The sequence below is a fragment of the Mesorhizobium sp. LjRoot246 genome (assembly GCF_964254115.1).
Classification (GTDB): Bacteria; Pseudomonadota; Alphaproteobacteria; order Rhizobiales; family Rhizobiaceae; genus Mesorhizobium.
In genome coordinates this window covers 3,441,355-3,454,304 of record NZ_CAXUSN020000001.1, presented here as the reverse complement: position 1 = coordinate 3,454,304, position 12,950 = coordinate 3,441,355, and the positions used below count along the sequence as shown (strand labels likewise).

The following is a 12,950-nucleotide window of genomic DNA, read 5'->3' as shown; positions in this document are numbered from 1 at the left end:
CGGTTTTCCCACAGGAATTGCGCAAAAACAAACAGTTAGAGCCGTTCACGAACAGCCCTAGGCTCTGGCTGAAGCGACCGCCCCGAAATGCACGTCGCCGGCCGCGATCGTCAGAACCGAACCTTCATCGTCGCGGATCACGAAACGGCAGTCCTCGTCAATGGTTTCAAACACCCCACGCACCACATTACCGTCAATTCTGACAGCAACCTCGCCGCCGAGCCCCGCCGCGCGAGCCAGCCACCGTCGCCTGATGGCGGCAAGTCCGCGCCCTTCATCCCACAACCGGACATTCTCGCTCCAGGCATCCGACAGCGCCAGGAACAGTGTTTCCGCATCGCATGTCGCGCCCAACGCGCTGAGTGATGTTGCCGGATAAGGCAAATCTTCGGGATAAGCCACCACATTGACGCCGATGCCGACCGCCACCGCGAAACGGCCGCCTTCCAGAACAGCCGATTCCAGCAGGATGCCGGCCAGCTTGGCGCCGGAGGCAAGCACGTCGTTCGGCCACTTCAGCTCGAAACGGTTTTTTCCTTCACTGCCGCCGTCGAGGCCGATGGCGACCCGGCCCTTCGGCACAACGGCATCGAGCGCGTCGGCCAATGCCAGCCCGGCGACAAAGCCCAGCGTTGCGGCAAGGCGAAGCTCACCATTGGTGATGACGAGCAACGTCGCCGCCAGATTGCCTTCCGGTGTGGCCCAGACACGGCCGCGCCGGCCACGCCCGCTTTCCTGCTTCTTGGAAACGACCCACAATTTGCCCGGGTCGCCTGCCCTTGCGTGGTCCAGCGCCAGCGCATTGGTGGAGCCGACGCTGTCATGCGCCTCGAGCCGGAACCCTTCCGACGCCGAGGTTGGGGCCAGCCGAAATGCCATGCCGTCTAGAAAAACGTCTTGGCGGCGGCTTCGGCATAGGTGCCGATCGGTCCGCCGATCAGCACATAGAACAGCACGAAGGCGCCACAGACGCCGAGCACGACACGCAATTCCGTTGCCATCGGCACGAAGCCGCCGACCGGTTCGTCGAACCACATGATCTTGATGATGCGCAAATAATAATAGGCGCCCACCACCGAGGCCAGCACGCCGATGATCGCCAGCGCGTAGAGATTGGCGTTGATGGCGGCGAGGAAGACGTACCATTTCCCCCAGAACCCGGCGAGCGGCGGAATGCCGGCCAGCGAGAACATCAGGATGGTCAGGATGGTCGCCATGATCGGATTGGTCGACGACAGGCCGGCCAGATCGCTGATCTGCTCGACATTGCCTTCCTTGCGCCGCATGGCGAGGATGAAGGCGAAGGTGCCGAGCGTCATCACCAGATAGATCAGCATGTAGATGGCCACGCCGCGCACGCCGGCCTGGCTGTTGGCCGCGAGGCCGACCAGCGCGTAGCCCATATGGCCGATCGAGGAATAGGCCATCAGCCGCTTGATGTTGGTCTGGCCGATCGCCGCGAAAGCGCCGAGCGCCATCGAGGCGATCGAGATGAAGACGATGATCTGCTGCCAGTCGGAGGCAATCGGCTTGAATGCGCCCATGGTGACACGCACGATCAGCGCCATCGCCGCCATCTTGGGGGCCGCCGCCAGGAACGCCGTTACCGGCGTCGGCGCGCCCTCATAGACGTCGGGCGTCCACATATGGAACGGCACCGCCGAGATCTTGAAGGCAAGGCCGGCCAGCACGAAGACGAGACCGAAAACCAGGCCAAGCTGGCGCTCGCCGCTGCCGAGAGCCGTCGCGATCTCCTGGAAGCCGGTATTGCCGGTGTAGCCGTAGACCAGGCTGATGCCGTAAAGCAGCATGCCCGACGACAGCGCGCCGAGGACAAAATACTTCAGGCCGGCCTCGGTCGAGCGCAGATTGTCGCGGTTGATCGCGCACAGCACATAGATCGCCAGCGATTGCAGTTCGAGACCGAGATAGAGCCCGATCATGCCGTTGGCGGAGATCATCAGCATCATGCCGAGTGTGCAGAGCAGGATCAGCACCGGATATTCGAACTTGTCGAAGCGCTCGGCCTTGGCAAAGCGCATCGACATGACCAGCGTCACCGCCGAGCCGACCAGCGCCAGCACCTTCATGAAACGGGCGAAGGAATCCTGGATGAAGGCATTGCCGTAGGCGCTGCCCTGCCCGGTTTGGAAGATCAGCCAGGCGCCTGCGATCACCAGCACGGCAACCGCAAGGCCGGTCACCGTGTTGGCGGTGTTGGCGCGCGAATAGGCCCCGACCATCAGCAGCGCCAGCGCGCCGATGGCAAGGATCAGCTCTGGCGTCGAGAGCGACAGGCTGGAGAAAAGGTCCGGCGTCATGGTTCGCAAAACCTCTGGTCAGTTCGCCGCCGCGGTCTGCGCGGCGCCGATGGATGCAGTGACATTGGTGACGAGCGACTTGACCGATTCGGCCGTCGCGTCGAAGACCGGGGCGGGATAGACGCCGAAGAAGATGACCAGCACGACCAGCGGGTAGATGATCACCTTCTCGCGCGGCGACAGGTCGAGCAGGCCCTTCAGGCTGTCCTTGGTCAGCGCGCCGAAGATCACCCGGCGATAGAGCCAGAGCGCGTAGGCAGCCGACAGGATGACGCCGGTGGCGGCGAAGAACGCCACCCAGGTGTTGACCCGGAAGACGCCGAGCATGGTCAGGAATTCACCGACGAAGCCGCTGGTTCCGGGCAGGCCGACATTTGCCATGGTGAAGATCATGAACACGGTGGCGTATTTCGGCATGTTGTTGACGAGGCCGCCATAGGCGTCAATCTCGCGCGTGTGCATGCGGTCGTAGATGACGCCGACGCACAGGAACAGCGCGCCGGAGACGAGGCCGTGGCTGAGCATCTGGAAGATGGCGCCCTGCACGCCTTCCTGGTTCATGGCGAAGATGCCCATGGTGACGAAGCCCATATGGGCAACCGACGAATAGGCGATCAGCTTCTTCATGTCCTCCTGCATCAGCGCCACCAGCGAGGTGTAGATGATGGCGACGATGGAGAGCGCGAAGACCAAAGGCGCGAACATTTCGGACGCCAGCGGGAACATCGGCAAGGAGAAGCGCAGGAAGCCGTATCCGCCCATCTTCAAGAGGATGGCGGCCAGGATGACGGAGCCTGCCGTCGGCGCCTCGACATGCGCGTCGGGCAGCCAGGTGTGCACCGGCCACATCGGCATCTTCACCGCGAAGGAGGCGAAGAAGGCGAGCCATAGCCATGTCTGCATGTTGGCCGGGAAATTGTGGGTCAACAGCGTCGGGATGTCGGTCGTGCCGGACTGGAAGAACATCGCCATGATGGCGAGCAGCATCAGCACCGAGCCGGCCAGCGTATAGAGGAAGAACTTGAACGAGGCGTAGACGCGCCGCTTGCCGCCCCAGACACCGATGATGATGAACATCGGGATCAGGCCGGCTTCGAAGAAGACGTAGAACAGCACGATGTCCAGCGCGCAGAACACGCCGATCATCAGCGTTTCGAGCAGCAGGAAGGCGATCATGTAAGCCTTGACGCGCTTCTCGATCGATTCCCACGACGCCAGGATGCAGAGCGGCATCAGGAAGGTCGTCAGGATGACGAACAGCATCGAAATGCCGTCGACGCCCATGTGATAGGAAATGCCGGAGTCGAGCCAGGCGACCTTCTCGACGAACTGGAAGCCGGATTGCGAATTGTCGAAACCGGTCCAGATGAACAGCGAGATGATGAACGTGAATGTCGTCGTCAACAGCGCGATGGCGCGGATGTTGCGGCGCGCGTTTTCGCTGTCATCGTTGATGAACAGGATGAGCAGCACACCAACCAGCGGCAGGAAGGTGACCAGCGAGAGGATTGGCCAGGCGGTCATCAGAGCATCATCCAGGTGACGAGTGCGGCAACGCCGATCAGCATGGCGAAGGCATAATGGTAGAGGTAGCCGGTCTGCAGCTTGACGACGCGGTTGGTGACATCGACGACGCGCGCTGAAACGCCATCCGGGCCAAGCCCATCAATGATCGTTCCGTCGCCGGTCTTCCACAGGAAATGGCCGAGGGCCTTTGCCGGCCGCACGAACAGGAAGTCGTAGAGTTCGTCGAAATACCATTTGTTGAGCAGGAAGGCGTAGAGCAAGCGATGGTTGGCGGCGACGCTTCGGGGCATTTCCGGCGAGCGGATGTAGAACTTCCAGGCCACAGCGAAGCCAATCAGCATGGCGATGAAGGGTGACAGCTCGACCCACAGCGGCAATTCGTGGATCTCGTGCAGGATGTGGTTTTCCGGCAGCGTGAACAGCGACGCCTTCCAGAACTCGGCATGGCCCTCGCCGATGAAGGCGCCGTGGAAGATGATGCCGGCAAACAATGCGCCCGCGGCCAGGATGAACAGCGGCACCAGCATCACCGGCGGCGACTCATGGACGTGGTGCATGACCTCGTGGCTGGCCCTCGGCTGGCCGTGGAAAGTCATGAAGATCAGCCGCCATGAGTAGAAGGAGGTGAAGCAGGCGGCGATGACCAGCAACACGAATGCCAGGCCGGCAACCGAATTGTGGCTGGCAAAGGCGCTCTCGATGATGGCGTCCTTGGAGAAGAAGCCGGCGGTGCCGATGACCGTCACCGGAATGCCGACACCGGTTAGCGCCAGCGTGCCGATCACCATCATCCAGTAGGTGGCCGGGATCAGTTTCCTGAGGCCGCCCATCCTGCGCATGTCCTGCTCGTCGGAGACAGCATGGATGACCGAGCCCGAGCCAAGGAACAGCAGCGCCTTGAAGAAGGCATGCGTGAACAGATGGAAGATCGCCGCGCCATAGGCGCCGACGCCGAGCGCCACGAACATGTAGCCGAGCTGCGAACAGGTCGAATAGGCGATGACGCGCTTGATGTCGTTCTGGACGAGACCGACCGTCGCGGCGAAAAAGGCTGTGAAGGCACCGATGAAGGTCACCACCGTCAGTGCCGAATGCGACAGTTCGAACAGCGGCGACAGCCGCGCCAGCATGAACACGCCGGCCGTCACCATGGTGGCGGCATGGATCAGGGCCGAGACCGGAGTCGGGCCTTCCATGGCATCCGGCAGCCAGGTGTGCAGCGGCACCTGCGCCGACTTGCCCATGGCGCCCATGAACAGCAGCAGGCAGACGATCGTCATGGCCGCCTGCTTGTCCAGCGCATAGCCGAGAAAGGTCAGCACGGTAGCGCCTTGTGGGGCGCCTTCAGCCGGAACAAACGTCGCCGCATTGGCGAAGATGGTGCCGAGATTGACCGAGCCGAACAGCACGAAGACGCCAAAAATGCCGAGCGCGAAGCCGAAGTCGCCGACACGGTTGACGACGAAGGCCTTGATTGCCGCGGCATTGGCCGACGGCTTCTTGTACCAGAAGCCGATCAGCAGGTAGGAGGCGAGGCCGACCCCTTCCCAGCCGAAGAACATCTGTACGAGGTTGTCGGCCGTCACCAGCATCAGCATGGCGAAGGTGAACAGCGACAGATAGGCAAAGAAACGCGGCCGGTTCGGATCGTGGTGCATGTAGCCGATCGAATAGATGTGAACCAGCGCCGACACGGTGTTGACCACCACCAGCATCACCACCGTCAGCGTGTCGATCCGGAGCGCCCAGGACGCTTCCAGTCCGCCCGACTGGATCCAGCGCATCACCGGCACGGTGAACACCTCGCCATGGCCGAAACCGACGGTGAAGAAAGCGACCCACGACAGCACGGCCGCGATCACCAGGAAGCCGGAGGTGATGTATTCGGACGCCTTGGCGCCGAGCGACGTGCCGAACAGGCCGACGATCAGGAAGCCGAGCAGGGGAAGGAAGACGATGGCCTGATACATGGTGGTTCCGTCAACCCTTCATCATGTTCACGTCTTCGACCGCGATCGAGCCGCGGTTGCGGAAGAAGACGACGAGAATGGCAAGTCCGATGGCGGCTTCAGCCGCCGCGACCGTCAGCACGAACAGCGCGAACACCTGGCCGACCAGATCGCCAAGTGCGGCCGAAAAGGCGACGAAATTGATGTTGACCGCAAGCAGGATCAGCTCGACCGACATCAGGATGACAATGACGTTCTTGCGGTTCAGGAAGATGCCGAACACGCCGAGCGTGAACAGAACAGCCGATACGGTCAGATAATGCGCGATGCCGACAACCATCTCAGAGTCCCTCGCCTGTCTTGACCTTGCGAATTTCCATGCCCGTCGCCGCCGTGCGGCCGACCTGGGCTGCGATCGACTGCCGCTTGACGCCTGGTTTATGGCGCAGCGTCAGCACGATCGCGCCGATCATGGCGACCAGCAGGATGAGGCCCGAAATCTGGAAGTAGTAGAGGTAATCGGTATAGAGGATGTCGCCCAGCGCGGCCGTGTTTGTCCGCGCCGCGAGATCCGGAATGGGCTTGGAGACCGTCGCGGCGAGCTGCGGCGCGAAGGTGTAGCCGCCGAGCACGACGATCAGTTCCGCCGCCAGGATCAGCCCGACCAGCGCGCCGATCGGCGCATATTGCAGGGCACCTTCCTTCATCTCGGCGAAATCGACGTCGAGCATCATGACGACGAACAGGAACAGCACCATGACCGCGCCGACATAGACGACGAGCAGGATCATCGCCAGGAACTCGGCCCCGGTCAGCATGAACAGGCCGGCGGCGTTGAAAAAGGTCAGGATCAGGAACAGCACCGAATGCACGGGGTTGCGCGACGAAATGACCATGAACGCCGATGCCACCGCGACAAAGGCGAAGAGGTAGAAAAAGGCCGCCTCTAGTCCACTCAACATGGGGTTCCCCCGGGTTCCTGTACAAACAGGACAACCGTCCTGTTTCGATGTTTGCCGCCGCCTCAGGCTGCGAGTTTCGTTGTGTCCTTAGACGAGGCCCCTCGCCCCGTCCATGCGTCAAATATCAGCGGTAGGGCGAGTCCAGCGAGATGTTGCGCGCCAGTTCGCGCTCCCACCGGTCGCCATTCGCCAACAGCTTGTCCTTGTCGTAGTAGAGTTCTTCGCGCGTCTCCGTCGCGAATTCGAAATTCGGCCCCTCGACGATGGCGTCGACCGGGCACGCCTCCTGGCAGAAGCCGCAATAGATGCACTTCACCATGTCGATATCGTAACGCACCGTACGGCGCGTGCCGTCATTGCGGCGCGGACCGGCCTCGATGGTGATAGCCTGCGCCGGGCAGATCGCCTCGCACAATTTGCAGGCAATGCAGCGTTCCTCGCCGTTCGGGTAACGGCGCAACGCATGCTCGCCACGGAAGCGCGGGCTGGTCGGCCCCTTTTCGTGCGGATAATTGATCGTCTCCTTCGGCGCGAAGAACTGGCGCATCGACAGGAAGAAGGCGCTGACGAAATCCTGCAGCAGCAGCGATTTTGCGGCCTGAGTTAGTGCACCCATTTGCCACTCCCAAACGCTACCAACGCAACGACCGCGAACATGACGCCCAATATGAGTGGGTAAGCCACAACGAAGCGCTTGACGAAATGCTCGTCCATTTGCTGCTCCTCAACCGATAGGGGAACGCCAAAAAAACCAGTTTGCCTTTTCCGGTATCGCTCAAGTGGGGCGCCAGAGCGTGACATAAGCCACCCCACCAGGACTCCAAAAGCGCCGCCTACCACCAAGATTACCAAATCGCCCATCACGCAAACCCCGTGATCTTGAGGAAGGCGGCGGTGACGACCACCATGAACAGCGAGATCGGCAGGAACACCTTCCAGCCAAGCCGCATCAGTTGGTCGTAGCGATAGCGCGGCACGAAGGCCTTCACCATGGAGATGCCGAAGAACACGAAACAGACCTTCAGCACGAACCAGATGACGCCCGGCACCCAGGTAAACGGCGCGAAGTCGAACGGAGGCAGCCAGCCACCGAGGAACAGGATGGTGGCCAGCGCGCACATCAGCACGATGGCAACATACTCGCCGAGGAAGAACAAAAGGAACGGCGTCGACGAATATTCGACCATGTGGCCGGCGACCAGTTCCGATTCGGCTTCGACCAGGTCGAAAGGCGGCCGGTTCGTCTCGGCCAGCGCCGAGATGAAGAAGATGATGAACATCGGGAACAGCGCCAGCCAGTTCCAGTCGAGGAAGGTGTTGGGCAGGCCAATACGCGTGCCAATTCCATCATGCTGCGACAGCACGATATCCGTGAGGTTGAGCGAGCCGGCGGTGAGCAGAACGGTGACGATGACGAAGCCGATCGAGACTTCGTAGGACACCATCTGCGCCGCCGAACGCAGCGCGCCGAGGAACGGATACTTCGAATTCGACGCCCAGCCGCCCATGATCACGCCATAGACTTCGAGCGAGGAGATGGCGAAGACATAGAGGATGCCGACATTGACGTTGGCGATCGCCCAGCCCTGGCTGACCGGGATGACCGCCCAGGCCGAGATCGCCAGCACCGCAGAGACCAGCGGCGCCAGCAGGAACACGCCCTTGTTGGCGCCGGACGGGATCACCGGTTCCTTGAAGACGAATTTCAGCAGATCGGCGAAAGCCTGCAGCGTGCCCCAGGGGCCGACGACATTCGGGCCACGGCGCAATTGCACCGCCGCCCAGATCTTGCGGTCGGCGTAGAGGATGTAGGCGACGAAGATCAACAGCACGACGATCAGCACCACCGACTTCAACAAGATCAGCAGCGCCGGCAGCACGTAGAAGGAGAAGAAAGTGTCCATGCTTATTCCGCCGCCTGCTTGAAGCCGCTCTTGGCCAGTGCCGAGCATTCGGCCATCACGGCCGATGCCCGCGCGATCGGGTTGGTCAGGTAGAAATCCTTGACCGGCGAGGTGAAGGTGCCCTTGTTCAGCCGCCCGCCGAGCTTCGCCACCCCAGCGATGTCCTCGGCATTGCCGGCCGCGACCTGGTCGATGCGGGCCAGATGCGGGTGTTCGCCGTAGAGCTTGGCGCGCAACTGGGGCAGCGAATCGAACGGCAGCTTCTTGCCCAGCACATCCGACAATGCCCTGAGAATTGCCCAGTCCTCGCGCGCTTCGCCCGGTGCGAAGCCGGCGCGGTTGGTCTGCTGCACACGCCCTTCCGTGTTGACATAGGTGGCCGACTTTTCGGTGTAGGCGGCCGCCGGTAGGATGACGTTGGCGCGATGCGCGCCCTGGTCGCCATGCGTGCCGATATAGACGACAAAGGCGCCGCCAGTCTTGGCCATGTCGAGCTCGTCGGCGCCGAGCAGGAACAAGAGCTCCATCTCGCCCAGCATGCCGGCGACGTTCTTGCCGCCCTCGCCCGGCACGAAGCCGAGGTCGAGGCCGCCGACGCGTCCGGCCGCATTGTGCAGCACCGCAAAGCCGTTCCAGTCGGCGCGGGCAGCGTTGACGGCGGCGGCGAGCTTTGCCGCCTGGCCGAGCACGGCCGCGCCATCGGCGCGCGCCAAAGCGCCCTGGCCGACGATGATCAGCGGATGCGTCGCCTTCTTCAGCACCTGGAAGAACTTGCCGTTGCCGTCCGCCAGATCCTTCAGCGAATCCGGTCCGGCGCCCAGCTGTTCATAGTCGTAGCGCGTGTCGCCGACATCGCCGATGATGCCGACCGGCAGATTGCCGATCCGCCAGCGCTTGCGGATGCGGGCGTTGAGCACCGAGGCTTCATAGCGCGGGTTGGCGCCGATGATCAGCACCGCATCGGCCTGCTCGATGCCTTCGATGGTCGGGTTGAAGATGTAGCTCGCGCGGCCCAGCGCCGGATCGAGGGCTGCGCCATCCTGGCGGCAGTCGGTGTTCTTCGAGCCGAGCGAAGCCATCAGCAGCTTCAGCGCGTAGATTTCCTCGACCGCTGCGAGATCGCCCGATATGGCGCCGATCTTTTCGGGTGCCGCCTTCGACACCGCGTCCTTGATCGCCGCAAAGGCCTCGGCCCAGCTTGCCGGAACCAACTTGCCATCCTTGCGCACATAGGGGCGGTCGAGGCGCTGCGTGCGCAGGCCGTCCCAGATGAAGCGGGTCTTGTCGGAAATCCACTCCTCGTTCACCGCCTCGTTGACGCGCGGCAGGATGCGCATCACTTCGCGGCCTCTTGAGTCGACGCGGATTGCCGAGCCCACGGCATCCATCACGTCGATGGATTCGGTCTTGGTCAGTTCCCACGGCCGCGCCTGGAAGGCGAACGGCTTCGAGGTCAGCGCGCCGACCGGGCACAGGTCGATGACATTGCCCTGCAGCTCCGAGGTCATCGCGCTTTCGAGATAGGTGGTGATCTCGGCATCCTCGCCACGGCCGATCAGGCCGAGCTCGGAAATACCGGCGACTTCCGTGGTGAAACGGACGCAGCGCGTGCAATGGATGCAGCGGTTCATCACCGTCTTGACCAGCGGTCCGATATACTTGTCTTCGACCGCGCGCTTGTTCTCGTGATAGCGCGAGGAATCGACACCGAAGGCCATCGCCTGGTCCTGCAGGTCGCATTCGCCGCCCTGGTCGCAGATCGGGCAATCCAGCGGATGGTTGATCAGCAGGAACTCCATCACGCCTTCCCTGGCCTTCTTGACCATCGGCGTGTTGGTGAAGATTTCCGGCGCCTCGCCATTCGGGCCGGGACGCAGGTCGCGCACGTTCATCGCGCAGGACGCCTGCGGCTTGGGCGGCCCGCCCTTCACCTCGATCAGGCACATGCGGCAATTGCCGGCGATCGACAGCCGCTCATGGAAGCAGAAGCGCGGCACTTCCGCGCCAGCGTCTTCCGCCGCCTGCAGCAGCGTGTAGTGGTCGGGTACAGTGATCTCTTTCCCGTCGACCTTGAGCTTTGCCATTCGCCTCAAACCCCTGCGGAGTTTCCCGCAATCTCTTTTCCGGACGCGGTCGAGACCACGTCAGGCAGTTTCATTCACTTCTTGACGGCAAGCGCCGCCGCTTGGGCTTTCCAATCGTCGCGGCCGATGCGGCCGCTAAGCGACAGATAATCCTCGACCCAGGCAACCTCTTGCGGCGTCCATGCCGCGATCTGGGCATAGGTCCAGATGCCGAGGCCGTTGAGAACCTTTTCCAACTTCGGTCCGATACCCGATATCGCCTTGAGATCCGCCGGTTTGGCCGGCTTCTCCATGGCTTTGGGCTGCCTGAAATCCTCCGGCAACAGCACATTGCCGGCGTCGCCCGTTACCGGAGCCGCATTTGCGGCTGGCACGGCAGTGGCGGCCTCCTTCGCGGCAATATCGGTGACCTCCTGGGCGAAGGATTGCGCCTCGGCGATCATGGTTTTCGCCGTTGCCCGCGCCCTGGTGGACGACGTGCTCTGATCGTCGAACTGCGCGACGCGTGCCTCGAAATCATCGACGATCGGCTGCAGAAGCCGCTGCGAGGCTTCGGCCGCGCCTGAAATCGCGCCCAGCCAGACGCCGAAAGCGTGATTGGCGAGCCCGAGCCCAAGCGCCGACATCGCCGCCGCACCCGCGACAGGATGCACGAAAAGGTTGACGGCGCTGGCCATCTCCTTCGGCATCATCCTGGTCAGGTCCTGGTTCATCTTCTCGATCTGGTCCAAATTAGGCATCAGTGGGTTGGGTGTCGAATACGGCGCCATAGAATTCTCCTGGTCGTTGTCTTCGTTCGCCCGCCCCAGTTGTCTCAGATCGGGCACTTGCCCGTATCTCAAATCGGGCACTGCCCGTATCTCACTTCGAGCTTTGCCCGCACTCACAAATTCTCTATTCCGCAGCCACCATCACCGGTTCGGCCCGGTGCGCGTTGCGCGAAAACTCGTCGATGCGCCGCTCCACCTCGCCGCGGAAATGCCGCATCAGACCCTGGATCGGCCATGCCGCCGCGTCGCCCAGCGCGCAGATCGTGTGGCCCTCGATCTGCTTGGTGACGTCGAGCAGCATGTCGATCTCGCGCTTCTGCGCTTCGCCGCGCACCAGCCGCTCCATCACCCGCCACATCCAGCCGGTGCCTTCGCGGCATGGCGTGCACTGGCCGCAGCTCTCATGCTTGTAGAAATAGGAAAGCCGCGCGATCGCCTTCACGATATCGGTAGACTTGTCCATGACGATGACAGCCGCCGTGCCGAGCCCGGATTTGAGGTCGCGCAGCGCGTCGAAATCCATAGGCGCGTCAATGATCTGCTCGGCCGGCACCAGCGGCACCGAGGCGCCGCCAGGAATGACCGCCAGCAGATTGTCCCAGCCGCCGCGAATGCCGCCGCAATGCGTCTCGATCAGCTCGCGGAACGGGATCGACATCGCCTCTTCGACGGTGCACGGATTGTTGACGTGGCCGGAGATGCAAAACAGCTTGGTGCCGACATTGTTGGGCCGGCCGAAGGACGAGAACCAGGCAGCGCCGCGGCGCAGGATGGTCGGCGCGACCGCGATCGATTCGACGTTGTTGACGGTGGTCGGGCAGCCATAGAGGCCGACATTGGCCGGGAATGGCGGCTTCAGCCTGGGCTGGCCCTTCTTGCCTTCGAGGCTTTCGAGGAGTGCTGTTTCCTCGCCGCAGATATAGGCGCCGGCGCCGTGATGCATGTAGATGTCGAAGTCGTAGCCGGACGTGTTGTTCTTGCCGATCAGCTTGGCCTCATAGGCTTCCTCGATCGCCCGCTGCAGCGCCTCGCGCTCGCGGATGAACTCGCCGCGCACATAGATGTAGGCGGCGATCGCGCCCATGGCGAAACCGGCAAGCAGCGCACCCTCGACCAGCGTGTGCGGGTCATTGCGCAGGATGTCGCGGTCCTTGCAGGTGCCGGGCTCGGATTCGTCGGCGTTGATGACCAGATAGCTCGGCCGGCCGTCGCTCTGCTTGGGCATGAACGACCATTTCAGGCCCGTCGGGAAGCCGGCGCCGCCGCGGCCGCGCAGGCCCGACGCCTTCATCTCGTTGACGATCCATTCGCGCCCCTTGGCAACGATGCCGGGCGTGTTGTCCCAGGCGCCACGCGCCATCGCGCCGGCCAGCGACTTGTCGAAGAGGCCGTAGATGTTGGTGAAGATGCGGTCTTTGTCCTGAAGCATTTTT

11 protein-coding genes are annotated in these 12,950 nt (G+C 62.6%); all 11 read right to left on the bottom strand.

The window, feature by feature from the left end:
- Positions 1–57 precede the first annotated feature (57 nt).
- Entirely contained in the window at positions 58–879 is an 822-nt protein-coding gene (locus tag ACSQ3L_RS16700; protein ID WP_436160955.1) for a biotin--[acetyl-CoA-carboxylase] ligase, read from the bottom strand.
- Between the two features lie 5 nt (positions 880–884).
- Positions 885–2,321: an NADH-quinone oxidoreductase subunit NuoN gene (nuoN, locus tag ACSQ3L_RS16695; protein ID WP_436160954.1), complete on the bottom strand. Its 1,437-nt coding sequence runs from the start codon at positions 2,319–2,321 to the stop codon at positions 885–887.
- 18 nt (positions 2,322–2,339) lie between these two features.
- Entirely contained in the window at positions 2,340–3,845 is a 1,506-nt protein-coding gene (locus ACSQ3L_RS16690; RefSeq protein ID WP_436160953.1) for an NADH-quinone oxidoreductase subunit M, read from the bottom strand.
- Complete coding sequence (nuoL, locus tag ACSQ3L_RS16685) at positions 3,845–5,818, bottom strand: NADH-quinone oxidoreductase subunit L (protein ID WP_436160952.1); 1,974 nt, start codon at positions 5,816–5,818, stop codon at positions 3,845–3,847. Before nuoL ends, ACSQ3L_RS16690 begins: the two co-directional genes overlap by 1 nt.
- 10 nt (positions 5,819–5,828) lie before the next feature.
- The gene (gene nuoK / locus ACSQ3L_RS16680) at positions 5,829–6,137 is read right to left on the bottom strand and encodes an NADH-quinone oxidoreductase subunit NuoK (protein ID WP_010910101.1); all 309 of its coding nucleotides are present in this window, start codon (positions 6,135–6,137) and stop codon (positions 5,829–5,831) included.
- 1 nt (position 6,138) lies between these two features.
- Positions 6,139–6,759: an NADH-quinone oxidoreductase subunit J gene (locus ACSQ3L_RS16675; RefSeq protein WP_436160951.1), complete on the bottom strand. Its 621-nt coding sequence runs from the start codon at positions 6,757–6,759 to the stop codon at positions 6,139–6,141.
- Positions 6,760–6,883: 124 nt separating this feature from the next.
- Positions 6,884–7,375 carry an NADH-quinone oxidoreductase subunit NuoI gene (gene nuoI / locus ACSQ3L_RS16670; RefSeq protein WP_292638722.1) on the bottom strand — a complete coding sequence of 164 codons (492 nt, stop codon included), beginning with the start codon at positions 7,373–7,375 and terminating at the stop codon, positions 6,884–6,886.
- A 244-nt stretch (positions 7,376–7,619) separates the two neighbouring features.
- Positions 7,620–8,663, bottom strand: a complete 1,044-nt coding sequence (gene nuoH, locus ACSQ3L_RS16665; protein WP_436160950.1) for an NADH-quinone oxidoreductase subunit NuoH — start codon at positions 8,661–8,663, stop codon at positions 7,620–7,622.
- A 2-nt stretch (positions 8,664–8,665) separates the two neighbouring features.
- Entirely contained in the window at positions 8,666–10,747 is a 2,082-nt protein-coding gene (nuoG, locus tag ACSQ3L_RS16660) for an NADH-quinone oxidoreductase subunit NuoG (RefSeq protein ID WP_436160949.1), read from the bottom strand.
- 74 nt (positions 10,748–10,821) lie between these two features.
- Positions 10,822–11,517 (bottom strand): NADH-ubiquinone dehydrogenase, encoded by a 696-nt coding sequence (locus ACSQ3L_RS16655; RefSeq protein WP_436160948.1) that lies wholly within the window; start codon positions 11,515–11,517, stop codon positions 10,822–10,824.
- A 124-nt stretch (positions 11,518–11,641) separates the two neighbouring features.
- Positions 11,642–12,946, bottom strand: coding sequence for an NADH-quinone oxidoreductase subunit NuoF (gene nuoF / locus ACSQ3L_RS16650; RefSeq protein ID WP_436160947.1), 1,305 nt, complete (start codon positions 12,944–12,946; stop codon positions 11,642–11,644).
- Positions 12,947–12,950: the final 4 nt, after the last annotated feature.

Excerpts from the sequence above, each read along its gene's own strand:
- ACSQ3L_RS16700 (WP_436160955.1), bottom strand. The coding sequence starts at position 879 with ATGGCATTTCGGCTGGCCCCAACCTCGGCGTCGGAAGGGTTCCGGCTC.
- nuoN (WP_436160954.1), bottom strand. The coding sequence starts at position 2,321 with ATGACGCCGGACCTTTTCTCCAGCCTGTCGCTCTCGACGCCAGAGCTG.
- ACSQ3L_RS16690 (WP_436160953.1), bottom strand. The coding sequence starts at position 3,845 with ATGACCGCCTGGCCAATCCTCTCGCTGGTCACCTTCCTGCCGCTGGTT.
- nuoL (WP_436160952.1), bottom strand. The coding sequence starts at position 5,818 with ATGTATCAGGCCATCGTCTTCCTTCCCCTGCTCGGCTTCCTGATCGTC.
- nuoK (WP_010910101.1), bottom strand. The coding sequence starts at position 6,137 with ATGGTTGTCGGCATCGCGCATTATCTGACCGTATCGGCTGTTCTGTTC.
- ACSQ3L_RS16675 (WP_436160951.1), bottom strand. The coding sequence starts at position 6,759 with ATGTTGAGTGGACTAGAGGCGGCCTTTTTCTACCTCTTCGCCTTTGTC.
- nuoI (WP_292638722.1), bottom strand. The coding sequence starts at position 7,375 with ATGGGTGCACTAACTCAGGCCGCAAAATCGCTGCTGCTGCAGGATTTC.
- nuoH (WP_436160950.1), bottom strand. The coding sequence starts at position 8,663 with ATGGACACTTTCTTCTCCTTCTACGTGCTGCCGGCGCTGCTGATCTTG.
- nuoG (WP_436160949.1), bottom strand. The coding sequence starts at position 10,747 with ATGGCAAAGCTCAAGGTCGACGGGAAAGAGATCACTGTACCCGACCAC.
- ACSQ3L_RS16655 (WP_436160948.1), bottom strand. The coding sequence starts at position 11,517 with ATGGCGCCGTATTCGACACCCAACCCACTGATGCCTAATTTGGACCAG.
- nuoF (WP_436160947.1), bottom strand. The coding sequence starts at position 12,946 with ATGCTTCAGGACAAAGACCGCATCTTCACCAACATCTACGGCCTCTTC.